Source organism: Pseudooceanicola profundus, from assembly GCF_054919315.1.
This window is the reverse complement of record NZ_CM142898.1, coordinates 4194687-4217262: the sequence shown is the minus strand read 5'-3', so window position 1 is coordinate 4217262 and position 22576 is coordinate 4194687. Positions and strand designations below refer to the sequence as shown.

Genomic DNA, 22576 nt, shown 5'->3' with positions numbered 1-22576 from the left:
CCACTGGGCACGCGGTTTCGGCTGCGTGTCCTTTTTCTTTCGCCTCTGGCGTCCCAGCGGCCCGAACCGATGGACACCGGCGCCTGCACGCCGCCCGCGCTGCCGTTCCCGGTTCAGGTCGATGGGGTAAGACGTGACGCACAAAGGTCGCGTGTGCCGCCATCCCCCAACGGGGGCGCACCCACGCCCTCAAAACCAAAGGCCCCGGCCGCTTGCGCCGCCGGGGCCATCGCTCCGAACCTCCGTCAGGGGTCAGTCCGGAAACACCGCGCGCGGTCCGCCGGCATTGGCCTTCGGCACGTCCATCTCCAGCGTGTATGCCACGAACTCCGGCTTGAACGCCGGCAGCATTGCCACGTACATCCGGCCCTTCGCGGGCTCCATCAGGACCGTCGCCACCGTGGCCGTCAGGTTGTTCTGGCTGTTCGGCCGCGGCGGGCGGCAGACCGAGAAGGGGGTCTCGAAGTCGTCCAGCAGCGCCTCGGCCACGGCCTCGCGGGTGATTGTCCCGATCTGCGGCCGCAGCGCCCCGTCCACCCGCATGTCGCGGTAGAGCGAGTCGGGCATGTTGCGCACGCCGCATTCCACCAGCTTGCCCAGGGCGACGGGGCTCTGGAAATGGTTGGCATGGACCAGCAGACCGTCGCGGGCCTTGACGGGGAAGGTCTCGTCCGGGGCGCATTCGAAGTTGATCGCGACGCCCCCCACGTGAGAGATCATCATGTTGTTCGCGCAGGACTTCCGGGTCACGTAGACGCATTTCATCGCATCGACCAGCTGAGCGCATTCCAGCACCTTGCGCCGGATGAAGGGCAGCGGCACGCCAAGGTCGCGGTAGTCCCTGTCACTCTCGAGGTAGTTCGCGGTGATCGAGATCCCGGCGGCGTTCATGCCCGAGCGGCCGAGCGCGCCCGCCTCGGTATAGGTCAGGAAGTCCGGCCCGTCGTCGCGGGTCACCTTCAGCACCACGGTGGTCTCGGCGCATTCGGCCTTCCAGTCCCAGTTCTGGGCATGGATCAGCCGGCCATCGGCGGTGGCGGAGGGCAGGGCGATCAGCCCCGTGCAGCCATCGCTGGGGCCGGCCTCGCGCCGGTCGGCCAGCTTGAGCATCTCGGTGCGCGCGTTCAGCATCATGATGGCCGCGTAATCCACGCCCGCCCCCTCGGCGATGCCCTTCATCTCCTCGACATAGGCCGGATCGAAGGCCGCGACCGTCGGCTCGAAGGTCTGGGCCAGGTCCGCGATGTCGGCCCATGTCAGCGCCTTGGCAATCAGCTGTTCCGAGTAGTGTTCGATGCCACGCCTGATCCGGTCGGCGGCCTGTTCGCCGTACTGGCGCCCACGCTCGCGCGGCGGGCCCGAGACCTCGATCAGCGGGCTTGGGATGACCTCGGGGGCGGAGGCGGGCGTCTGTTCGGGCATGGGGCTGTCCTCTTACGTCTGGTCACCCGGCAATCGGGCGATCCGCGTTGCTTTGCTTTCTGCACGAGAATACAATCAGCCCTGATTTGTTTGCCATGAATATTGTACATAATGGCGATTTAAAACAATTGAGGGTGTGGATGAGTTCAGTTTCGCGGCTACATGACGACGTTTTCGACGGGGTGCTCCGCCTGATGCGGGAAGACGGGCTGCAGCCCGGGGACCGGATCGTGGAAAGTCGAATCGCGGATCGGCTGCGGGTGTCGCGAACGCCGGTGCGCGCGGTGCTGGACCAGCTGGCCGGGGACGGCTACCTGCGCCGGGTCAAGAACCGCGGGGTCGAGCTGATCCGCCTGCCGGAGATGCCGGTGGAGGAGGTCCCCGCCGCCCGCGAGGACGATCTGCTGGTGCGGATTTCCCACGACCGGCACCTTGGAAACCTCGGCGAAGAGATCACCGAGACCGAGGTCATGCGGCTCTACGAGATCAGCCGGAACGAGGCCAACCGCCTTCTCGAACGGCTCGCGGCCTATGGCGTTCTGGAGCGCAAACTGGGCTATGGCTGGCGTTTTCTCGATGGCATCCGCGATGCGGCGGCCCGGCGCGAGAGCTACAACTTCCGCCTGATCCTCGAACCGGCGATGCTGCTGGAGCCTGATTTCAAGCTCTCGGAACCCTGGGTTGCCGAGATGCGCGAGCGGCACAATGCCTTCCTCACGACCGAGTGGAAACAGAGCGACTCCATCAAGCTCTTCGAGATGAACGCGACCTTCCACGAGGGACTCGCGCTTGCCTCGGGCAACCGCTACTTCGTCGACGCGGTACGCCGTCAGAACCACATGCGGCGGCTGCTGAACTACGACTGGCACCATGGCTATGGGCGGGTCGAGACGGTGGTCTTCGAGCACATGGAGATCCTCGACCGGCTGGAGCAGGGCGACCAGCAGATTGCCTCTCTGCTGTTGTACCGGCACCTCAAAAAGACACGCGCCCTGACCAATGCGCTCGAAAGCTGACCGGCTTTTGACCTGAAGAAATGCAGGGAATCTGCCGCTAAACGGCGTCAGGCAGCACCCGACCGGGGTTCAGGATGCCCGCCGGATCCCAGGCCCGACGCAGGAGCGACATGGCGCTGATCTGTTCCGCGCTGCGCGACAGGTGCAGGTAGGGCCGCTTGTGGCGTCCGATTCCATGTTCGGCGGAGACCGAACCGGCATAGCGCGCGACGATGTCGTAGGTGACGCGGCTGACCTCGGCCCCGCGCGGGTCCTCGGGGCCGGTGAGCAGGGCGCAGACATGGATGTTGCTGTCCGCCGCGTGGCCGAAGACGATCACCGGGACGTCGGGCAGCGCGGCGTCCATGTCGGCGTGCAGCGTCTCGACCGCCTCGCGCATCCGGTCCAGCGGCAGAGAGATGTCGAGGCCCAGCATCCGGTAGCCATGAGCGCGGTATTCGACAGCGGATTCCCGCAGTTGCCAGAGCTTGTCGGCCTGCGCCTGCGAAGTTGCGAGCACGGCGTCGGTGATCACCTCCTCGGCAAAGAGGTCCTCCAGCGCGGTCATGATGCCGTCGCCCGCGTCCGCATCTTGCGGCAGGTCGAGCTCCACCAGCGCCATCACCTCGGGCACCGGATCGAAGGGCAGGGTGAGGCCCACGATGTCCCGGGCGGCGGTCATGAAGGGCTTCCACATGACCTCGAAACACTGGATTTGGCCGGGGAAATGGGTCTGCAGCCGTCCGAGCGTGGCCAGCGCCGCGTCGAAATCGGGCAGCGAGAGCGCCACGGTCCCGATCTGCTGCACCGGCGCATGGAGCGAGAGTGTGACGCGGGTGATCACGGCCAGCGTCCCCTCGGAGCCCGCAACCAGTTGCGGCCAGTCGTAGCCGGTGTTGTTCTTCTGCATCTTGTTCAGGTGGCGCAGCACCGTGCCGTCGGCCATCACGGCCTCCAGCCCCAGTAGGTTGGCGCGTGCCATGCCGTAGCGGATCACCCGGTTGCCGCCCGCGTTGGTCGCGATATTGCCCCCGATGGAGCAGGAACCGCGCGCGCCAAGGTCGATGCCGCAGTGCAGCCCGGCGGCCTCTGCGGCCTGCTGCACCTCCTCCAGCGGGGTGCCGGCAAGGGCGGTCAGGCTGCGCGCCTTGAGGTCCACCTCCTCGACGCCGCGCATCTTCTCGAGCGAGAGCGCCACCTCGTCGGGGCCGGGCACCGCGCCGCCCGCAAGCCCGGTGAGCCCGCCCTGGATCACGACGGTCTGGCCATGGGCATGGCAGATCGCGAGTGCGCGGGAGACCTCCTCGGTGCTGCGCGGCAGCAGCAGGGCGCGCGGCCGACAGGGCGGCTCCAGCGAGCAGTCGACCCAGTGGCGCTCCGGGATATCGGCGGCGAGGCGGAGGGTTTCCGGGCCGAAGGCGGCCTGCAGATCTGCGAGGGCGGGGAAGTCGGACATGGGGGGCTCGTCTGTACTTGATTGACCTTGGGTACAATCGAGCAGGAGGGATGGGAAGAGTCGCTCGGTCCGGCGGAGCGGAAATGCGGACGAGATGGCAAGGATCGTCCCGGGATCGCGGCAAGACTGCCGCGAGAATGATCAGAAAAAACAAAACCGGCCCGCGGGTTGCGGACCGGTTCTGCGCACTCTGAGATGTGCTTCGGGGGACGGGTCGGATCAGGCCAATACGGCCTCCATCGTGATCTCGGCACCGGCCAGCACCTTGGAGACCGGGCAGTTCTCCTTGGCCGTCTGGGCGGCCTCGGCGAATTGCTCGGCGGTGGCGCCGGGGATCGTGGCCGTCACGTCGAGATGGATCTTGGTGATCGTGAAGCCGGCATCGCCCTTGTCCATCATCACCGTGGCCTTGGTCGCGATCTCGTCTGCCACGAGGTCGCTCTCACCGAGGATGTTCGAGAGCGCCATGGAGAAGCAGCCCGCGTGGGCCGCACCGATCAGCTCTTCGGGATTGGTGCCGGGCTTGTCCTCGAACCGGGTGTTGAAGCCGTAGGGCTGGGAGGTCAGCGCGCCGGACTGGGTCGAGATTTCGCCCTTGCCGTCCTTGAGGCCGCCGGACCACTTCGCGGAACCAGTTTTGCGGATCATGAGATGTCTCCTTGTTCCTGTTCACCTGCTCAACGCCGGCCAACCGATCCGCGTTCCCGCGCGGCGGAGATATTGTTGAACGGCTTACGCGCGGTCAGCCCGGTCCGAAGCCTGCGGGGCGATGCGCGAGGTGAGGATGTGATCCTCCCACCGGCCCGCGATCCTCAGATAGTCCCGCGCCAGCCCCTCGCGTTCGAAGCCCATCCGCTCCAGCAGGGCGCGCGAGCGGGTGTTGCGTGGCATGACGTTGGCCATGACCCGGTGCAGTCCGAGCGGCCCGAAGGCATGGGGCAGGGTGGCTTCCAGCACCTCGGCCATCAGCCCGCGGCCCTGCGTGGCGCCATCCACCGCGTAGCCGAGGGTGCAGGCCTGAAACGCGCCGCGGGTGATATTGGCGAAGTTGCAGATCGCCAGCACCCGCCCGTCCGGCCCGAAAGCCAGCAGGTGCAGGGCGCGGTCGCCGTCCATGGCGGTCTTCTGCGCCCCGATCCGGGCGATCGTGCCGGAGAGCGTGTAGAAGGCGTCATCCCGCAGCGGCTCCCACGGGGCGAGGTGGGCGCGGTTGCGGTCGTAGAAGTCCATGACCTCCACGGCGTCGCCGCCCTGAACCGGGCGGATCAGACAGCGCGGCGTCTCGATCACGCGGGCAGGCCCGCCGCGAAGCGCGCAAGGGCGCGCGCACCATCGGCCCGGAGGTTCCCGGAAACGCCTCGGTTCACTTGGTAAGTTCCCGCATCCCCGCTTCCAGCCCCTGAAGCGTCATCGGGACCATGCGCTCCTCGAAGATCTCGCGGATCATCGTGATCGACTGGGTGTAGCCCCAGTATTTCTCGGGCACCGGGTTGATCCAGAGATGCGCGGGCCATTGCTCGCGGGCGCGCTCCAGCCAGACCTGCCCGGCCTCGGGGTTCCAGTGCTCGTTCGCGCCACCCGGATAGGCGACCTCGTAGGGGCTCATGGAGGCGTCCCCGATGAAGATGCACTTGTAGTCGGAGCCGTAGGTGCGCAGCACCTCCCAGGTCGGGGTCTGCTCCTGCCAGCGGCGGTGGTTGTCGCGCCAGACGCCTTCGTAGAGACAGTTGTGGAAATAATAATATTCGAGGTGCTTGAACTCGGCCCGCGCGGCGGAGAAGAGCTCTTCCATCACCTTGATATGCGGGTCCATCGAGCCGCCCACGTCCATGAAGAGCAGCACCTTCACGGCATTGCGCCGCTCGGGCCGGGTCTTCACGTCGAGGTAGCCGTGTTCGGCCGTGGCGCGGATCGTACCGTCGAGGTCAAGCTCGTCCATCGCGCCGTCGCGGGCCCATTTCCGCAGCCGCTTCAGCGCCACCTTGATGTTGCGCGTGCCCAGTTCGACCGTGTCGTCGAAATTGCGGAACTCGCGCTTGTCCCAGACCTTGACCGCCCGCTGGTGGCGGCTCTTGTCCTGACCGATGCGGATGCCCTCGGGGTTGTAGCCATGGGCGCCGAAGGGCGAGGTGCCGGCCGTGCCGATCCACTTGTTGCCGCCCTGGTGACGGCCCTTCTGCTCTTCCAGCCGCTTCTTCAGCGTCTCCATCAGCTTGTCGAAGCCGCCGAGCGCCTCGATCTCGGCCCGTTCTTCGGGCGAGAGGTGCTTCTCGGCCATCTTGGTCAGCCAGTCGGCGGGCAGTTCCACCGCCTCCAGCACCTGTTCGAGCGCGATCTGCTCCAGCCCCTCGAAGGTGGCGGCAAAGGCGCGGTCGAACTTGTCGATGTTGCGCTCGTCCTTCACCATGGCGCTGCGGCCGAGGTAGTAGAACGCCTCGACATCATAGGTCGCCAGCCCCGCCCGCATCGCCTCGAGGAAGGTCAGGTACTCGCGCAGCGACACCGGCACGCCGGCCTTGCGCAGGTTCTCGAAGAAGGGGATGAACATCGCGGGCCTCCCTGTCCCGCCCGATGGCCCGAAGGCGCGGTCAGACGGACATGCGGTGGATGAAGATCGTCGCGAAGACGCCGAGCATGGCAAAGATCATCGCATAGACAAAGGCGTATTGCAAAATGTCGGCGCGCTTGCCCTTGCGCCGCGCGGCGAGGCTGCCCCCGATGAGGGCGCCGATCAGGGCGCCAATCAAGACGATCATTCCGTTCCTCCTCTGGCCCCGTCAGGGCGTCACGGGCTGTGCGGCCCGCGTCACGGTCTGCGGGCTGAGCGCCGCGATCTCGCCCAGCTTCTCGCGCACCGCGTAATCCGGGCCGAAGCCGTAGCGCGCCCAGCCGAGGCTGTCCAGCCGCACGGTCGCGGCCTCCTGCGGGCGGTTCAGCTGGTCCAGCGCCTCGGCCCGCAGCATCAGCAGCGAGGAGAGCAGGGCGGCGTTCTGGTATTGCAGCGCCAGTTCCGGCTGGCCCTGCAGATAGTCCAGCGCCCGCTGCCCGTCGCCCCGCGTCAGCGCATGGGCGGCCAGCTGTGCCGATGAGAAGGCGCCGTGAATGCGGGTCTCGGGGCTGCGGGCGCAGATCTCGCGAGCGGTCTCGAAGGCGGCGCGGGCCGAGGTCGGATCGCTGCCCTGCACCAGCCGCCCGTAGACATAGAGCGAGAAGGCAAGGCGATGATCGCGCCAGCCCTCACGCTCTGCGATCTGCAGCACCTTCTGTCCGGCCCGCTGGCGTGCACCGGCACCGGCCCCGGGGCCAAGCGCCTCCTGCACGGCATCGATCCAGTCGCGCGGCGTGGAGGGCAGGCCCGCGTAGGCTTTCGCCTCGCCGGCCGGATTGATCCGGCGCAGGATGCCGGGCAGCACGGCCGCGACCTCGCCCCGCGTCATGCCGGAGTGCAGTTCGGGCGCGTAGGTGACCCGCAGCATCAGCATGTCGAACCCAGTCAGCACCGTATGGATATTGTCATCGTTGAAGACGCTGTCGGGCAGGCGGTAGAGATCGTTGAGCGGGCCCAGCGATTGTGCCAGTTCCTCATGCAGGCAGTCGCGCATCTCCTGCGGGGCCACGTCGGCGGGCACGAAGATCGCCATGTGTTCCCGGGTGGTGAGCTGCGCCCAGTCGGTCAGCCCCTTGCGCCGGGCCGAAGGGTATTCCTTCAGCGAGGTGATGTTGGGCACCACGAAGCAGGCGGCCTGGGGCAGGAAGCGCCGGATCTCGTCGCCCGACACGGCCTGGATCGTCACCTGCGCATCGGCGCTGTCGGTCCGGCCGATGTCGAGCTTCGCCTCGCTCCGCATGCGTCCCAGCACGTTTTCAAGCTCGCCCGCCATGCCCTTGGGCACGTCACCTGTCAGCCGGACGCGGATCGGTCCTTCGAACCGGGTCATCACCGGCAGGCTCCGGCCCGACTCCAGTTCGAAGCTGAGATCGAGGAAATCGCGCGCCATGTCCCGGTTCGAGCGCCGGGCGGGCTCGGGCGAGGTGGCGGCGAAGCTCTTCATCGCGGGCAGGGGCTGCATCGCCCCGGAGGGCACCCGCGCGGGCGGCAGGCTGCCCGCGGGCAGGTCCGAACACCCCGCAAGGGGGAGCCCAAGGAGCGACGCGGCAAGCACCAGCCGCAGGGGTCCGATCATGCCGGCCGCTCCGTGCCGCGCGGCATCAGCGCTGACCCCGCGCCATGAAGGCGAGCCGTTCGAAGAGATGCACGTCCTGTTCGTTCTTCAGCAGCGCCCCGTGCAGCTTGGGCAGGGCGTTGGCCCCGTCGCGCTTCAGGTCTTCGGGCGTCAGGTCCTCGGCCAGCAGCAGCTTGAGCCAGTCCAGCACCTCGGAGGTGGAGGGTTTCTTCTTCAGACCGGTCATCTCGCGGATCTCGAAGAACTGGGTCAGCGCGGCGGTCAGCAGCTCTGCCTTGATGCCGGGGTGGTGGACCTCGACGATCTGGCGCAGCGTGTCCACGTCAGGGAAACGGATGTAGTGGAAGAAGCAGCGGCGCAGGAAGGCGTCGGGCAGTTCCTTCTCGTTGTTCGAGGTGATGATCACGATGGGCCGATGTTTCGCCCGGATCGTGGCGCCGGTCTCGTAGACGTGGAACTCCATCTTGTCGAGTTCCTGCAGCAGGTCGTTGGGGAACTCGATATCCGCCTTGTCGACCTCGTCGATCAGCAGCACGACCTTCTGGTCGGCCTCGAAGGCCTGCCAGAGCTTGCCCTTGCGGATGTAGTTCGCCACGTCATGCACGCGCTCGTCGCCCAGCTGGCTGTCGCGCAGGCGGCTGACGGCATCGTATTCGTAAAGACCCTGCTGCGCCTTGGTGGTGGACTTGATGTTCCACTCGATCATCGGCAGGCCGAGCGCCTCTGCCACCTGCCGGGCCAGTTCGGTCTTGCCGGTGCCGGGCTCGCCCTTCACCAGAAGCGGCCGTTCCAGCATCACCGCGGCATTGACCGCGACGGTCAGATCCTCGGTGGCGACGTAAGACTCTGTGCCTTCGAAACGGTTCATGTGGCGCTGCTCCCTCCTGCCTCTTCCCTCTGGGGATAAAGTTCCGGCGCCGCCTGTGCAAGCGGCGGGGCCGCGCGGCGTGGTCAAAGCCGCGCGATCCGGGACGGGCCGGGCGCGGGCGCCGGAAAAACGCGCCCGGTGTCGTGTCTGGGGGGCTGTCATCGCCGCAGGCCGGGACCCGCGGGAGGGCATGTCTGGCGTGCGGATCCGCCCCGGCAGGCGCGTGTTGCCTGCCCGGTGCCGGGCCCGCCCGGAATTTCGGAGCGCGCCATTGCGTGGAAAAGCGGCGGTCGCGAGCGGTACTGAACCGGGAAAAAAGGCGGCAAATGATCCTTGTTTTGCCTGCCGAATGGGCAATTCTGCCTGTATTGCCTGCGGAGCGGGCAAAGCATTCGTCCCGCTCTCGGCTTTTCCGGGGCCGCCGGACAAGGGGAGATTGTGTAGTGACAAGGCGGGGGGAAACCGCTATCTGCTGCCCCCATGGGGTGCCTTCGCCCATGGACAAAGTGAGGTCGGTGGGCCAGGGCCATGTCTAGGGAGCCTGTGATGAAAGCCGAAACTTTCCTGCCTGATGATTATAGGCCGGCTGAAGACGAACCTTTCATGAATGAGCGGCAAGTCGAGTATTTTCGCCGCAAATTGCTGAATTGGAAGGACGAATTGGTCGCGGGAAGCCGCGACACCATTGAGGGCCTGCAGGGCAACACGCGCAATATCCCCGATATCGCCGACCGCGCCAGCGAAGAGACCGACCGGGCTCTGGAGCTGCGCACCCGTGACCGTCAACGCAAGCTGGTGTCCAAGATCGACTCCGCCCTGCGCCGGATCGACGAGGGCGAATACGGCTACTGCGAAGTCACCGGGGAGCCGATTTCGCTGAAGCGCCTCGATGCCCGCCCGATCGCGACGATGAGCCTTGAGGCGCAGGAGCGTCACGAGCGCCGCGAGAAGGTCCACCGCGACGACTGACGCCGGAGAGCGTCGTTGATTGCGCGTTAGGCATAATCCTTGCGCGCCTGCCTGATTTTTGAACGCCGGGGGTTTTCCCCCGGCGTTTTTTGGTGTCCATAGGCGCGATGAAATTGACCGGATTCAAAGTGGCGGTGATCGGCGCCGGGATCGGCGGGCTGGCAGCAGCCCGGGCCCTTGCCCTGCGCGGCGCCGAGGTCACGGTGCTGGAGCAGGCGCCCGAGATCCGGGAAGTGGGCGCGGGGCTTCAGCTCAGTCCCAATGCGCTTGCGGTCATGGACGGGCTCGGCCTGCTGCCGCAACTGCGTGCCACCGGCGCTGTCGAGGCCCGCGCGGTCGTCCTGCATGACCAGTCCGGCAGCGAAGTGCTGCGCCTCGATCTCGGCCGTCTCAAGGGGCAGGAGTACCGCCTGGTGCACCGCGCCGACCTGATTTCGGTCCTCGGCCATGGCGCGCGCGATGCGGGCGCCCGCATTCGCCTGCTGCAACGGGTCGAGGGCGTGACCGAGGGCGAGAAACCCGAGGTCGCGCTGTGCAACCGGACCCGCTTGCGGGCCGATCTGGTGATCGGGGCAGATGGTCTCCACTCCCGTCTGCGGCCCGCGCTGAACGGCGCCGCGGAGCCGTTCTTCACCGGTCAGGTCGCCTGGCGTGCGACCGTTCCCGGCCTTGGCGAACCTGCCGAGGCCCGGCTCTTCATGGGGCCGGGGCGGCATCTGGTGACCTATCCGCTGCGTGACGGCGCGCTGACCAATATCGTCGCGGTGCGCGAACAGCGCCGCTGGACCGAGGAGAGCTGGTCCCAGGAGGACGATCCCGAGGCCCTGCGCCGTGTCTTCGCGGGCTTCGGTCCCGAGGTGCGCGATCTCCTCTCACGGGTGGAGCAGGTGCATCTCTGGGGGCTCTTCCGGCATCCCGTGGCGCGGCGCTGGACCGGCGAGGGCGTGGCCCTGCTGGGCGACGCCGCGCATCCCACGCTGCCCTTCATGGCACAGGGCGCGGCCATGGCGCTGGAAGACGCCTGGGTGCTGGCCGATGCGCTCGCCGATGCGCCCGACCGCCAGGCGGGGCTGGCGCTCTACCAGGCGCGGCGCGCGGCGCGGACGGCGAAGGTGATCGACACGGCGTCCAAGAACGCGTGGAAGTACCATCTGCGGTTTCCGCCGCTGCGCATGGCGGGGCATATGGCGCTGCGGCTGGCGGGGCGTTTCGCGCCGGATGCGATGGTGCATCAGTTCGACTGGATCTATGCCCACGACGTGACGCACGGAAGCAAACTGGCGTAATATCAAGTTATTACGCCGCGTTCCTCACACGTCGATTTCAATCCAGACCGGCACGTGATCCGAGGGTTTTTCGCGTCCGCGGATGTCCTTGTCGATGCCGCAGTCGGTCATCAGGTCGGCGCATTGCGGTGTCAGCAGCAGGTGGTCGATGCGGATGCCGTTGTTCCGGTTCCAGGCGCCCGCCTGGTAGTCCCAGAACGAGTAGTTCCCCGGCGCGGCATCCCGGGCGCGGAAGGCCTCGGTGAAGCCGAGGTTCAGGATGCGGCGGAAGGCGGCGCGGCTTTCGGGGCGGAAGAGCGCATCCTCGGTCCATTGCTCCGGCTTCGCGGCGTCTTCGGATTGTGGAATAATGTTGTAATCCCCGGCCATTAGCGCGGGTTCCTCAGCCTCCAGAAGAGCTTCGGCGCGCGCCTTGAGCCGCTCCATCCAGGCCAGCTTGTACTCGTACTTCGGGCCCGGCGCCGGGTTGCCGTTGGGCAGGTAGAGCCCGCAGATCCGCACCGCCTGCTTGCCCACGACCGTGGCCTCGATCCAGCGGGCCTGTTCGTCGGTGTCATCGCCCGGCAGGCCGCGTGTCACGTCCTCCAGCGGCAGCTTGGACAGGATGGCGACGCCGTTGAAGCTCTTTTGCCCATGGGTTTCAACCTGATAGCCGCGATCCTCGAAAAGCTCGCGCGGGAAACCCTCATCGACGGACTTGATCTCCTGTAGCACGGCCACGTCGGGCTGCGCCTCGTCCAGCCAGTCGAGCAGCGCCTGCGCCCGTGCCTTGATCCCATTGATGTTGAACGTCGCGATTTTCATGGTCCGGCCCCCTGTTGCCCCTTCATCGCCGATCCCCGGGACACTGTCCAGCAATGCACCGGAGGGTGGAGCGGAACGGCGCCGTATCGGGACGCGGAGCGGCGTCGGAGCCGGTCCGCTGCCGGGGCGGATGCGAGTCGGACGGACGCTGGTTGGCGACGATGGAGGGACGACTCACGGCACCGAGAGCGGCTGTGAGCCGCCCGATTCGGAGGGTGGGGGAGGGGCTAACCGACTGGAATCCGGGTCAAAGTGGGACCCAAATGTGTTCAAAATGGGGCGCGCTTAAATTTTATCTAATCAAGCAATATCAATTGGTTGCGCGCAATGGCTCACGCGCTTTGCCCCAAATTGGACACGGTTAGCTTGAAAAATTGTTTTGCAAAACCCGGATTGCGTGCAAGCGTTTATACACCTTGGTTCACTTGTTGGGAGCACACCAAATGTCCGCACTTCGTAAACAATTCGCCCCGGTCGAACGCGTCTCCGAGAGCTTCTCGATGCACGACGGCCTGGGCGCCGAGATGTTCTCTTCGGGCTCGGCCCCGATGGCATCCGATCTCTTCGGCGGCGACGCCACCGAGATGTTCTCGTCGGGTTCCGCGCCCCTCACCGCAGCCGCTGCCACGGCTGGTGAAGGCCTGAACCTCTTCTCCTCGGGCTCGGCCCCCGTCGCCTCGGCTGCCACCACCGGGGACGCGGTCGAGATGTTCTCCTCGGGCTCCGCCCCGATGACCTCCGACGCCCGCACCGGCGACGCAGTCCACATGTTCTCGTCGGGCTCGGCTCCGATGGCTTCGGGCGCCACCACCGGCGACGCGGTCGAGATGTTCTCCTCGGGCTCCGCACCCGTGACCTCCGACGCCCGCACCGGCGACGCGGTCGAGATGTTCTCCTCGGGCTCCGCACCCGTGACCTCGGAAGCCACCACCGGCGACGCGGTCGAGATGTTCTCCTCGGGCTCGGCTCCCGTGACCTCGGAAGCCACCACCGGCGACGCGGTCGAGATGTTCTCCTCGGGCTCCGCACCGGTGACTTCGGAAGCCACCACCGGCGAAGCCGTCGAGATGTTCTCCTCGGGCTCGGCACCGGTCGCTTCGGCCAAGACCGACGCGGGTGAGGGCACCCACATGTTCTCGTCCGGCTCGTAAGCCGCGGCGCGCTCCAACATCGACCGGGACGGGGCGGTCAGCCCCGGTGACGAAAGGAAAGAACCCATGTCCAATGTCATCCAGCTGAACCTCCCCTCCCGTCGTCAGCGCAGGGCGGTGCGTCATGCCGCCCTGCTGGAAAACTTCGCCAGGAACCGTCGTTACGGCGACGACGTGTTCTGGCTGAAGGAAAACGCGGAACTTCTGAACATCCTCGAATGCACCGGCACCGCGCTGGAGCCCGAGGCGCTGGAGTCCCACGCCGGCTTCTACGCGAATGTCGAGAAGCGGATGGGCTTCTTCCCGCAGTACTATCGTTTCCTTCTGTCGATCTGCCTCGACCTCGAGGATCTGGGCCTGGCTCAGGGCGCCGAGGGCAAGGGCGAATTCCTGGCCCGCTGGGTGGCGGATCAGGGGCTCGTGGATGCAGAACTTTCCGACCTGCAGCGGGGCGAGGGCCGTCGCCTGATGCAGCGCCGCGGTGTGTCGCCGCGAACCGACGATGCCGGGCTCGACGATCGGCTGCGCGCCTTCGTCGCCAGGTCCCAGACTTTCGCTATGCCGAACAAGAAAGCTGCCTATGAACTCACCCATATCGTGTTCTACCTAAGCGAGTATGGCCGCAAGGACCCGCTTTTGTCCAACGGGACAAAAGAAAGCCTTATCTTTGCCGGAACTCTAAGCTACCTTGAGCGTAACGCCGATCTCCTGTCCGAAGTTTGCGTGGCAATGACCTATGCAGGCTACAACCCTCCGGCGAAGTGGGTGGACTGGCTGAGCGGCGTGACAAGCGGCTTCAAGGTCGCACAGGGAGACAAGGCAGTGAAACAAGACGACTACCACGAGTATCTCGTGTGTAACTGGGCGGTCGCGACCGCTGCGGGGGGCGAAGCGTTCGTTCATCCCGTGGTTGCCGACAGCGTCAGTTTCCACCGGATGGACGACCGCGCCGCGCCGCTGCGCGAAATGTCGGAATGCATGTTCCGGCTGGACGATCGCCGCAGCAGCGACTGGGGCCTGATGCGTCCCTACCTGCTGGAGACGCTGAGCGAGACCAGCCGCGACATCCTGCTGGAGGCCGAGGCCGCCTGCGATGATTTCGATGCCTTCTTTGCCGGCTTCGCCCGCACCGGGCTGAACGCTGGCCTGCCCCTGCGACCGACGGGGAGTGCGGGATGAAGGCAAAGATACTGAAGTCTGCCGCGCTCAGCGGCACGCTCCTTGTCCTCATATATACGGCCATCATCTCGACGGCCGATGGGATCACCAAGTTGCTGGCGGGCGGTTATGCGGCCCCCCAGCTTTACGCTATTTCAGGGGGGCTCGTCGTTCTGTTCACCCTGCTGGCGGACCGGGTGAAACCGCAGAGCGAGGGCATGCGCACAACCAAGCCCGGGGCCATGGCCCTGCGTGCGGCGATGACCGTGCTCTCCACCATCTGCTATTTCTACTCTTTCCGGCTTCTGCCCTTCGCGGAGGTCTTCATCTTCATCGGCATGGTGCCGATCTTTGCCGGCGTCTTCTCGGGGCTGATCCTGCGGGAACATGTCCGGCTTCAGGTCTGGCTCGCGCTCGCCGCGGGGTTCATCGGGGTCCTGATGATCTTCCCCGAGGGCCTGCATTCGGTGACGCTCGGCCACGCGGTCGCGCTCGTCGCCTCGCTCTCCGGCACCCTCTCGATGGTGATGGCCCGCTACATCGGCAAGTTCGAAAGCAACTCTCTGGCGCAGGTCTTCTATCCGAACCTCGCGATCATGATCTGCATGGGCGCGGCGCTGCCCTTCGTGTTCAAGCCGATGCCGATCACCGATGTCCTCTGGGCGGTGGCCTATGCCTTCTGCCTCTTCGGGGCGCGCTGGATCCTCGTCGTCTCGCTGCGCAAGCTGCCGGCCTACGCGGTGACGCCGCTGATGAACATGCAGTTCGTCTGGATGGTGCTGATCGGCGCGATCTTCTTCGGCGAGGTGCCGGGCACCTATATCTACTTCGGCGTGGCCGTGGTGATCGCCGCCGGGCTCTACCTGATCTACGACCAGAACTCGCCGCGGGCGCGGCGCGGCTGGGACCGGTACATGTCGCGCATTTCCGATGCGGGGGAGAGCCTCGTGGAAGAGCCAGTCCCGGCGCGGGCGACGTCCCGTTGAGGGGGGCGGAGCCCATCACGCAGCGGCCCGTCGCCGGGAAATAGACAAAGACGGGGCAGATGACGCCCGTTGAATCGGAACGCAGAGAAAAACCCCGCAGAGCGATCTGCGGGGTTTGCCGTTTCCGGGGAACACATCCAGACCCGTACGGGCCAAAGCGGAGGCGCGGAAACGGACGGGCAGAACCGGACGGGCAGAACCGGACGGGCCGGAGCGAAGGGGCGCGGGCGCCGGGATGCTGGGGCCGTTGCCGGGGGATGCCGTCCGGTCCCTGCCTTTGGCCTCAGGCCGCGGTGAGCCGGGCCATGTCCTCTTCGCTGAGCGTCAGCGCGGCTGCCTTGGCAAAGCTCTCGACCTGTTCGACGGAGGTGGCGCTGGCGATCGGGGCGGTGACGCCGTCGCGCATGATCAGCCAGGCGAGGGCAACCTCCGCCGGTTTCGCCGAATGGGCCGAGGCCACGTCTTCCAGCACGTCGAGCAGGTTCATCCCGCGTTCGGTCAGGTATTTCTCGACCATGCCACCGCGCTGACGGCCCTTGAGGTCCGCCTCGCTGCGGTACTTGCCGGAGAGGAACCCGGCGGCGAGGCTGAAGTAGGTCACCACGCCGATGTTCTTCCGGAGGCAGAGATCGCGCAGGTCGCCCTCGAAGGCGGTGCGGTCATAGAGATTGTATTCCGGCTGGATCACCTGGTAGGCGGGCAGGCCGTTTTTCTCGGAGGCCTCCAGTGCCGCTTGCAGCAGGGCGGCGTCGTAGTTCGAGGCGCCGATGGCCTTGATCTTGCCCGCCTTGATCAGCTCCGCATAGGCGCCGAGCGTTTCCTCGTGGCGCACCGTGGGATCGGGCCAGTGGGAGAAGTAGAGGTCGATGCTCTCCACCTGCATCCGCTTCAGCGAGTTCTCCACCGCCTTGCCAATCCATGCGGCGCCGAGGCCCTTTTCGCCGTCACCGCCCATGTCGGAGCCGACCTTGGTGAAGAGCTTCACCTTGTCCCGCATCCCGGGCCGGGCGGAGAACCACTTGCCGAGCACGGTTTCGGACTCGCCGCCGCTGTGCCCGTCGACCCATGCGGAATAGACATCCGCCGTGTCGATGGCGTCAAAGCCGTGATCCACGAAGGCGTCGAGCACGCGGAAGCTTTCCGCCTCGTCGGTCGTCCAGCCGAGGACGTTGCCGCCAAAGACGATCGGTGCGATCTCGAAGCCGGTGGTGCCGAGGGTGGCCTTTTTCATCTGTCTGTCCTTTCTCTTCAGGCGATGGCCCCGCCGCCGTCAACGAAGACGGTGGAACCGGTCATGTAGGGGTTTTCCATCAGCGCCATGGCCTGGATGGCGATCATTTCGGGGGTGCCGACCTGTTGCACGGGGAGCTTCTCGGCGGCGCCGTCGAACATCGACTTGCGCCCGTCGCCATCGAGGCCGTCGTACATCTCGGTCTTGATCAGCCCGGGGGAGATACAGTTGACCCGCACCGGCGCCAGTTCCAGCGCCAGCCCCCGGGTCAGCCCCTCGATCCCCGCGTTGATCGCGCCCTGGATCGCGGCGCCCGGCTTGGGCCGGACCGAGAGGAAGCCCGAGACCAGCGTGATCGAGCCGCCCGCGTTCACCTGCGCGGCCCGGGCCACCCGGTAGGCGCCCCAGAACTTCGAGTTGAACGAGGCATAGGCCGCCTCCAGCGGGAGCTCCTTCACCGCGGCCACCTTGGTGCTGGCGGCGGAGCAGAAGACATGGTCGAAGCTGCGCGTTGCAAAGAAGGCCTCCAGCGCCTCGGCATCGGAAGTGTCGAGGGTCACGCCTTCGCCGCCGCCCATGCGGGTGGTGGCATCGGCGACCTTCTGGGCGTCGCGCGAGGCGATGGTGACATCGGCGCCGACCGAGCGGGCGGCCTTGGCCACGCCGAAGCCGATGCCTGAGGAGCCGCCGATGACGAGGATGCTGCTGCCGTTCAGTCGTCTCATTCCGAGTCCTCCGTCTCGCGCACCGTCTCCGGCAGCCAGCGGGTGCTGGTGGCCTCCGCGGCATAGCTGATGGGCGCGGGGAACTGTTCGAACTCGATCAGCAGGCCCCAGGGGGTGCGGCCGAAGCGGCCCCGGTTGCCCGGTCCGTCCTCGGGCGCGCCAAGGTCATAGGGCCCCTCCAGCAGCGTGCCCCCCGCACGGGCGAAGGCCTCGGACATGGCGTCGATGTCCTCGACCGTCACGCTGAAGTGGCTGATGCCGTAGTTGGCGACATTGTCCACGGGCGTGCCCTGCGGCAGGTCGATCTCGAAGATCTCCACGTTGGGGCCGTTCTTGAGGCGCAGGATGGAGACCTTCATCATCCGCGTGCCGGCGCGCAGCCCGTTCTTGGCGCCGACCTCCTCGGCGCTTATCGGGCCGCCGTTGGTCTGGGTCTGCGACAGCAGCAACTCGGCCCCGAAGGCCTTGCGGAAGAAACTGACGGCGGCGTCGTGGTCGGGCACGGTGATGCCGATATGTTCGATCCCGCGGATGCGGGCGTGGGCGGGAGATGTCATGGGATGACCTTCCTTTCCTTGAAGTCGTCGATGAGCCGGATCATCATCTCTTCGCTGTCCACCGTGTCATTGAACCCGGCCTGCCGGATCTTCGTGGTGGAGGAGATGACGTCCCAGTCGCAGTTCAGGATGAAATCGCCAAAGCCCCAGGCCGCGACCTTCTCGAAGGGAATGTCCTGCAGCCCGTACTTCAGCTTGATCCGGTCCCAGAGCGGGCCCTTGTCCGCCATCATCTCCGTCAGGGAGATCGGCATCGGCTCGCCCGGGTCCATGTCGAGGTGGGCGGCGATGCGCTTCCACAGGTGCGACCAGCGGAAGATATCGCCATTGGTGAGGTTGTAGGCTGCGCCGCCGGTGGCCTCCCGTGCCGCCCAGGCCGACCCGCGCGCCAGCTGCGCGCTGTCGGTGACCTGCGCCAGCTTGCCATAGCAGGTGGCCGAGCCCGGGAAGCGCAGCGGCAGGCCCAGTTCCTTGCAGATCGCCGCATAGACGGCGATCACCATGGCGAGGTTCATCGGGTTGCCGACCGCAAAGCCGCAGACGACGTCGGGACGCAACACCACGTGATCCCAGCTCTTGCCCTCCGCATGGGCGGCGAGCCAGTCCTGCTGGTCATAGTAGAACATCGGCGGCATGACCCGGGGATCGTCCTCCCGTGCCGGGGTCGGAAAGGCGCCGAGGTGGGCCCCGTAGTATTTCGCGCCCTCGTAGAGGACCACGCGCTTCAGATCGGGCGAGGCCGCCTCGGCCCCGAGGGTGAAGTGGCGCAGCATGGCGAGGTTCACCTCGACCTGCGCCTTCGGGTCGGCGTGTTCCTGATAGGCGGCATAGAAGGCCTGGCTGAAGGGGCCCGCCTGTTTCAGCGCGGCCTCGGTCGCCTGCGCATCTTCGAGGTCGACGGGCAGGTAGGTGGCGGAGGTCTCGAAGTCCGGGCTGCGCCGGGACAGCGCCGTGACCCGCCAGCCGAGATCATCGGCAAGGTAGGTGGCAAGGCTGCGCCCGATCACGCCAAGGCCGCCTGCGACCAGTGCATGGGGTGTCGTCATTCTGTGCTCTACTCTGTTCTCTGCTCTTCGCCTTGCTGTGCCGCCCCTCCACGCGGATCGCGGGGTGGCAACTTTACAGCGCGGTGTCTCGCTTGCTCACAGGAAGATAACTTTCGACAGCCGGATAAAATGGCTTAGGTGAGGTAAACACCTTTCGAGGAACTCGAAGAATGGACACTCTGCGGATGATGCGGCTGCTGGTCGCCATCGCCGATACGGGCAATCTCTCTGCCGTGGCGCGGGACTGGGGCGTCTCGCCTTCCACCGTCACCCACGGGCTCAAACGGCTGGAGGAGCAGCTGGGGGCGCAACTGGTCGTGCGCACGACCCGGCAGCTCTCGCTGACGGCGGAGGGCGAGGCCTTCCGCGACCGGGCGCGGCGCATCCTTGCCGACATGGACGAGGCGATGCGCGGGTTGTCGGACGCGGGGCCGCTGTCCGGTCCGATCCGGGTGACGGCGACGAATGATCTTGGCCGGGCGCAGATCGCGCCGCTGACCGACAGGTTCATGCGGGCGCATCCGGGGGTGACCGTGCAGCTCTTCCTCGGGGACTCGCTGGTGGATCTCGTGGAGGGTGGTTTCGACGTCGGTATCCGCACCGGCCCGTTGCAGGACAGCGACCTGAAGGCGCGGCTGTTGTTGCGCGGGACCAAGGTCGTGGTGGCTGCGCCGTCGTATTGGAACGCCCACGGTCGGCCGGAGCATCCCCGCGATCTGGAGCGGCACAATTGCCTCGTCCTGTCGACGCTGACCGGGCAGCAGGCCTTCTGGGCGTTTCGGGCGGGGGACGAGCGGTTCCGGGTCCGGGTCTCGGGCGACCGCCATGTGAACGACGGCATGGCGCTCAGGGACTGGGCCGTGGCGGGGGCGGGGGTGGCGCTGAAGTCCAGCTTCGACGTGGCCGCCGACATCGCCGCCGGGCGGCTGGAGCCGGTGCTGGAGGGCTTCACCCGCGAGGCCACGAACCTCTATGCCGTCTCTCCGCCGCGCGCCTACGAGGCCCGGCGGGTCCGGCTCTTCCTCGACCATCTGGGCGCGGGACTGGCGGGCTGACCGCCGCCCGCGGGGGGCGACGGTCGGGAGGGATCAGGCAGCGGCCTTCGGCAGCGGCACGGGCGTCGGCAGCGGCTGGCCCGCGAAATGCGCGGCGAGATTGTCCACCACCAGCTGCGACATGGCCTCGCGCGTTTCCACCGTGCCGGAGGCGTGGTGCGGGTAGAGCACGGCCGTGTCCAGCGTCGCGAAGGCGGGATCGGGGGTGGGCTCGTTCTCGAAGACGTCGAGGCCCGCGGCCCCCAGCTTGCCGGATTGCAGCAACTCGATCAGCGCCGCCTCGTCCACGACGGAGCCACGGGCGATGTTCACGAAGATGCCCTTGGGCCCGAGCGCCTCCAGCGCGGCGCGGCTGACGAGGCCCTTGGTCTCCGGCCCGCCGGCAGCGGCGGCAACGATCACGTCGGCCTTGGCGGCAAGCGCCTCGGGCGTGGGGTAATAGGCGTAGGGCACGTCCTTGGGGCTGCGACCGGAATAGGCGATCGCCATGCCGAAGGCCTCGGCCCGGTCGGCGATGGCCTGACCGATGCGCCCCAGCCCGACGACGCCCAGCGTCTTGCCCTTCAGCGCCATGGTCAGCGGCATCGGCCCCTTGGCCCATGCCCCGGAGCGGACGTGCGCCTCGCCCTGCGGCAGTTGGCGCGCGGCGGCGAGCAGCAGCATCAGCGCGGTATCGGCCACGTCATCGGTCAGCACGTCTGGGGTGTTGGTCACGGCGATGCCATGCTCGGCGCAGGCGGCGAGGTCGATCTTGTCGTAACCCACCGAGGAGGTGGAGACGATCTTGCACTTCGGCAGCGCCTCGGCCTGCGCGCGGGTGAAGCCGACGGAGCCGACGGTCACCGCGGCCTCGATCCGGGGGCCGACCTCGGCGAGGAAAGCGGCCTTGTCCGCGGCCTTGTCGAGGCGGTGGAGGTCATAGGTAGCCTCCAGCTGGGCCATCTGGTTGGGGAGCAGCGGGGCGATGATGAGCACCTGGGGTTTCATGAGGGTCTCCTTGGCTGGTGCCTGGGCGCGCCGGGGCAGCGCATGGGGGTGGTGGCCGGTCTTTTGGGGCCGATATTCTGGTCCGGCAGTTTCTGGCCGGCGTGCCGGCCGATGGTCGGGCCTCTCGGTCGGGGCCCCTGAAAGCGCCCCTGACAAAGCCCGTGATGGAGCGCATGATCAGGGCGGCCCCTGGTTCGTGGTCCGGGCTCTGCGGACCGGATCGGACAGCGGCCTCGCGGCCCCGGTGCTGCGGCGGCCCGGTGCGGGCCGCCCTGAGGTGTCAGGTCTCGGCGTCGCGGGCGCGCCTGCGGCGCTCGGCCAGCGTGGACGCCGTGGCGAGATCGTCACTTTCGGCCTTGGTGGTTGCGCCCGAGGGGCGGGTGGCGGTCTTGCGGCGCGCGCCATCGGGGGCCACGCCCGCATCCCGCGGCAGGATCAGGCGCGTCACCTCGGTCCGGCGCAAGCCCAAAGTGCTTGTCCTGTCAAAGATTTCCCGGCTCACGTCGGCTTCTGCCCGCGGGCTGAGCAGCACTTCCATCCGGGTGACCGGGCGGGATTTCTTGCCCTGCGCCTGCAGCAGCGTCAGGTCCACGACACCGGGCAGGGCGCGCAACCCCTCCACCGCCCAGCCGATTTCCTCGCCGGTCATGTCGTCCAGATCGCAGGCCAGCTGCACCACGCGGTCGCTGTCCGGTCCGCCCCTGCTCCCGGGCACCGTGATTGCTGGAGCGGTTGTCTCGAAGGCGGTGACACGCAGGACGTTGGGCCGGTCGGGCAGGGTGCGCGTGCCCGCGCCCATGCCGCTGGTGGTCAGCCGGCCCGGCGGACGGGTACCGTGGGCGCCCGCCGTCAGATGGGCGATGATCGCGGCACCGGTGGGCGTGACCCGCTCGCCCGCCACACCATCGTCGATCCAGTCGTAACCTTCGAGGATCTTCGCCGTCGCCGGGGCCGGGACCGGCAGCATCCCGTGCGCCGTCTTTACGAGGCCCGCGCCAAGGGGCAGGGGCGCCACGGACCATGTCGCGCCCTCCAGCGCCGCCGCGATCGAGCCCGCGGCGGTGACATCCATCAGGCTGTCCCAGTCGGCCAGTTCGTGGAAATGCACCTCCTCGACCGGCAGGTCATGGGCCGCGGCTTCTGCGAGGGCGATGCGGTGCAGGATGGCACAGGCCTCGGCCGCGGTGCCGGGGGCGAGCGGTGCCTCCTCGATCCGGGCCCGCAGGGCACGGTATGTGGTGTCGTGGGAGTGGTGGTGAGAGTGGCTGTGGGAATGGCCATGCGCATGTGCGTGGGCATGGGCATGACCGTGGTCATGTTCATGCGCGTGATGCGGGTGGTGGGCCCCGGCGTGCCCGTGGCCATGTTCATGCCCGTGATCATGCCTATGCCCGTGCCCGTGATCATGCACGTGATCATGCCCGTGCGCCACCGCCTGCGCAGGGCCATGACCGTGGGGATGGTCCTGTGCCCCTGCATCCGACGCGCCCGTGTCCAGCCCGAAGCGCTTCACCGCCATGCCGCCGCTCATGCCGGTGTCCAGCCGGGCATGGCCTGCCTCGGCGGGCAGCACGGCGGCACAATCGGCCATCACGCGGGCGGTGAGATGTGGGAAGGCATCCAGCAGCGCGGCCACGAACATGTCGCCCGCCGTGCCACCGAGCGGATCGAGATGGAGGTGCAGACGCGCGCCCAT

At 67.2% G+C, this 22576-nt stretch carries 22 protein-coding genes; 7 read left to right on the top strand and 15 right to left on the bottom strand.

Annotated elements, in window-relative coordinates; genetic code table 11:
- Positions 1 to 252 precede the first annotated feature (252 nt).
- Positions 253 to 1422 carry a C45 family autoproteolytic acyltransferase/hydolase gene (locus ACX9MO_RS19260; protein ID WP_462213020.1) on the bottom strand — a complete coding sequence of 390 codons (1170 nt, stop codon included), beginning with the start codon at positions 1420 to 1422 and terminating at the stop codon, positions 253 to 255.
- Positions 1423 to 1562: 140 nt separating this feature from the next.
- Between ACX9MO_RS19260 and ACX9MO_RS19255 the strand changes: the two genes are divergently transcribed.
- On the top strand, positions 1563 to 2438 hold the full coding sequence (locus ACX9MO_RS19255; RefSeq protein ID WP_462213019.1) for a GntR family transcriptional regulator: 876 nt from the start codon (positions 1563 to 1565) through the stop codon (positions 2436 to 2438).
- 37 nt (positions 2439 to 2475) lie between these two features.
- Here ACX9MO_RS19255 and ACX9MO_RS19250 read toward each other — a convergent pair whose 3' ends face one another.
- The 7 genes from ACX9MO_RS19250 to ACX9MO_RS19220 all read right to left on the bottom strand — a co-directional run bounded on the left by ACX9MO_RS19250 (position 2476) and on the right by ACX9MO_RS19220 (position 8925).
- The gene (locus tag ACX9MO_RS19250; protein WP_462213018.1) at positions 2476 to 3873 is read right to left on the bottom strand and encodes an FAD-binding oxidoreductase; all 1398 of its coding nucleotides are present in this window, start codon (positions 3871 to 3873) and stop codon (positions 2476 to 2478) included.
- 219 nt (positions 3874 to 4092) lie between these two features.
- The gene (locus ACX9MO_RS19245) at positions 4093 to 4521 is read right to left on the bottom strand and encodes an OsmC family protein (protein WP_222490171.1); all 429 of its coding nucleotides are present in this window, start codon (positions 4519 to 4521) and stop codon (positions 4093 to 4095) included.
- An 84-nt stretch (positions 4522 to 4605) separates the two neighbouring features.
- Positions 4606 to 5163, bottom strand: a complete 558-nt coding sequence (locus ACX9MO_RS19240; RefSeq protein WP_222490170.1) for a GNAT family N-acetyltransferase — start codon at positions 5161 to 5163, stop codon at positions 4606 to 4608.
- Between the two features lie 73 nt (positions 5164 to 5236).
- Positions 5237 to 6421, bottom strand: coding sequence for a vWA domain-containing protein (locus ACX9MO_RS19235; RefSeq protein WP_462213017.1), 1185 nt, complete (start codon positions 6419 to 6421; stop codon positions 5237 to 5239).
- Between the two features lie 40 nt (positions 6422 to 6461).
- Positions 6462 to 6629 carry a hypothetical protein gene (locus tag ACX9MO_RS19230; RefSeq protein WP_222490168.1) on the bottom strand — a complete coding sequence of 56 codons (168 nt, stop codon included), beginning with the start codon at positions 6627 to 6629 and terminating at the stop codon, positions 6462 to 6464.
- 21 nt (positions 6630 to 6650) lie between these two features.
- The gene (locus tag ACX9MO_RS19225) at positions 6651 to 8057 is read right to left on the bottom strand and encodes a DUF2927 domain-containing protein (RefSeq protein ID WP_462213016.1); all 1407 of its coding nucleotides are present in this window, start codon (positions 8055 to 8057) and stop codon (positions 6651 to 6653) included.
- 25 nt (positions 8058 to 8082) lie between these two features.
- On the bottom strand, positions 8083 to 8925 hold the full coding sequence (locus tag ACX9MO_RS19220) for an AAA family ATPase (protein ID WP_462213015.1): 843 nt from the start codon (positions 8923 to 8925) through the stop codon (positions 8083 to 8085).
- A gap of 546 nt (positions 8926 to 9471) precedes the next feature.
- On the opposite strand from ACX9MO_RS19220, the gene dksA reads away from it, so the two are divergent.
- Together dksA and ACX9MO_RS19210 are read left to right on the top strand one after the other, a co-directional pair.
- Positions 9472 to 9894 (top strand): RNA polymerase-binding protein DksA, encoded by a 423-nt coding sequence (dksA, locus tag ACX9MO_RS19215; RefSeq protein WP_462213014.1) that lies wholly within the window; start codon positions 9472 to 9474, stop codon positions 9892 to 9894.
- Positions 9895 to 10001: 107 nt separating this feature from the next.
- The gene (locus ACX9MO_RS19210; RefSeq protein WP_462213013.1) at positions 10002 to 11180 is read left to right on the top strand and encodes an FAD-dependent oxidoreductase; all 1179 of its coding nucleotides are present in this window, start codon (positions 10002 to 10004) and stop codon (positions 11178 to 11180) included.
- 24 nt (positions 11181 to 11204) lie between these two features.
- Here ACX9MO_RS19210 and xth read toward each other — a convergent pair whose 3' ends face one another.
- The gene (xth, locus tag ACX9MO_RS19205; protein WP_462213012.1) at positions 11205 to 11984 is read right to left on the bottom strand and encodes an exodeoxyribonuclease III; all 780 of its coding nucleotides are present in this window, start codon (positions 11982 to 11984) and stop codon (positions 11205 to 11207) included.
- A gap of 443 nt (positions 11985 to 12427) precedes the next feature.
- On the opposite strand from xth, the gene ACX9MO_RS19200 reads away from it, so the two are divergent.
- From ACX9MO_RS19200 to ACX9MO_RS19190, 3 genes are all read left to right on the top strand, one after another.
- Positions 12428 to 13135 carry a hypothetical protein gene (locus ACX9MO_RS19200; RefSeq protein WP_462213011.1) on the top strand — a complete coding sequence of 236 codons (708 nt, stop codon included), beginning with the start codon at positions 12428 to 12430 and terminating at the stop codon, positions 13133 to 13135.
- Positions 13136 to 13201: 66 nt separating this feature from the next.
- Positions 13202 to 14314 carry a DUF6902 family protein gene (locus ACX9MO_RS19195; RefSeq protein ID WP_462213010.1) on the top strand — a complete coding sequence of 371 codons (1113 nt, stop codon included), beginning with the start codon at positions 13202 to 13204 and terminating at the stop codon, positions 14312 to 14314.
- The gene (locus ACX9MO_RS19190) at positions 14311 to 15279 is read left to right on the top strand and encodes a DMT family transporter (protein ID WP_462213009.1); all 969 of its coding nucleotides are present in this window, start codon (positions 14311 to 14313) and stop codon (positions 15277 to 15279) included. Before ACX9MO_RS19195 ends, ACX9MO_RS19190 begins: the two co-directional genes overlap by 4 nt.
- Before the next feature lie 283 nt (positions 15280 to 15562).
- Here the strand turns inward: ACX9MO_RS19190 and ACX9MO_RS19185 are convergent, their stop codons facing one another.
- Genes ACX9MO_RS19185 through ACX9MO_RS19170 form a run of 4 tightly spaced genes read right to left on the bottom strand, consistent with a single transcriptional unit; the run spans position 15563 to position 18838 of the window.
- Positions 15563 to 16510 carry an aldo/keto reductase gene (locus ACX9MO_RS19185; protein ID WP_462213008.1) on the bottom strand — a complete coding sequence of 316 codons (948 nt, stop codon included), beginning with the start codon at positions 16508 to 16510 and terminating at the stop codon, positions 15563 to 15565.
- A gap of 17 nt (positions 16511 to 16527) precedes the next feature.
- On the bottom strand, positions 16528 to 17235 hold the full coding sequence (locus ACX9MO_RS19180) for an SDR family oxidoreductase (RefSeq protein ID WP_462213007.1): 708 nt from the start codon (positions 17233 to 17235) through the stop codon (positions 16528 to 16530).
- The gene (locus ACX9MO_RS19175) at positions 17232 to 17792 is read right to left on the bottom strand and encodes a VOC family protein (protein ID WP_462213006.1); all 561 of its coding nucleotides are present in this window, start codon (positions 17790 to 17792) and stop codon (positions 17232 to 17234) included. Before ACX9MO_RS19175 ends, ACX9MO_RS19180 begins: the two co-directional genes overlap by 4 nt.
- Positions 17789 to 18838: an SDR family oxidoreductase gene (locus ACX9MO_RS19170; RefSeq protein WP_462213005.1), complete on the bottom strand. Its 1050-nt coding sequence runs from the start codon at positions 18836 to 18838 to the stop codon at positions 17789 to 17791. Before ACX9MO_RS19170 ends, ACX9MO_RS19175 begins: the two co-directional genes overlap by 4 nt.
- A 170-nt stretch (positions 18839 to 19008) precedes the next feature.
- Here ACX9MO_RS19170 and ACX9MO_RS19165 point away from each other — a divergent pair, with 170 nt between their 5' ends.
- A complete protein-coding gene (locus ACX9MO_RS19165) occupies positions 19009 to 19893 on the top strand; it encodes a LysR family transcriptional regulator (RefSeq protein WP_462213004.1) in 885 nt (294 codons plus the stop codon).
- A 33-nt stretch (positions 19894 to 19926) separates the two neighbouring features.
- On the opposite strand, the gene ACX9MO_RS19160 is transcribed toward ACX9MO_RS19165, so the two are convergent.
- Entirely contained in the window at positions 19927 to 20880 is a 954-nt protein-coding gene (locus ACX9MO_RS19160; protein WP_462213003.1) for a 2-hydroxyacid dehydrogenase, read from the bottom strand.
- Positions 20881 to 21160: 280 nt separating this feature from the next.
- Positions 21161 to 22576, bottom strand: coding sequence for a nickel pincer cofactor biosynthesis protein LarC (gene larC, locus ACX9MO_RS19155; RefSeq protein WP_462213002.1), 1416 nt, complete (start codon positions 22574 to 22576; stop codon positions 21161 to 21163).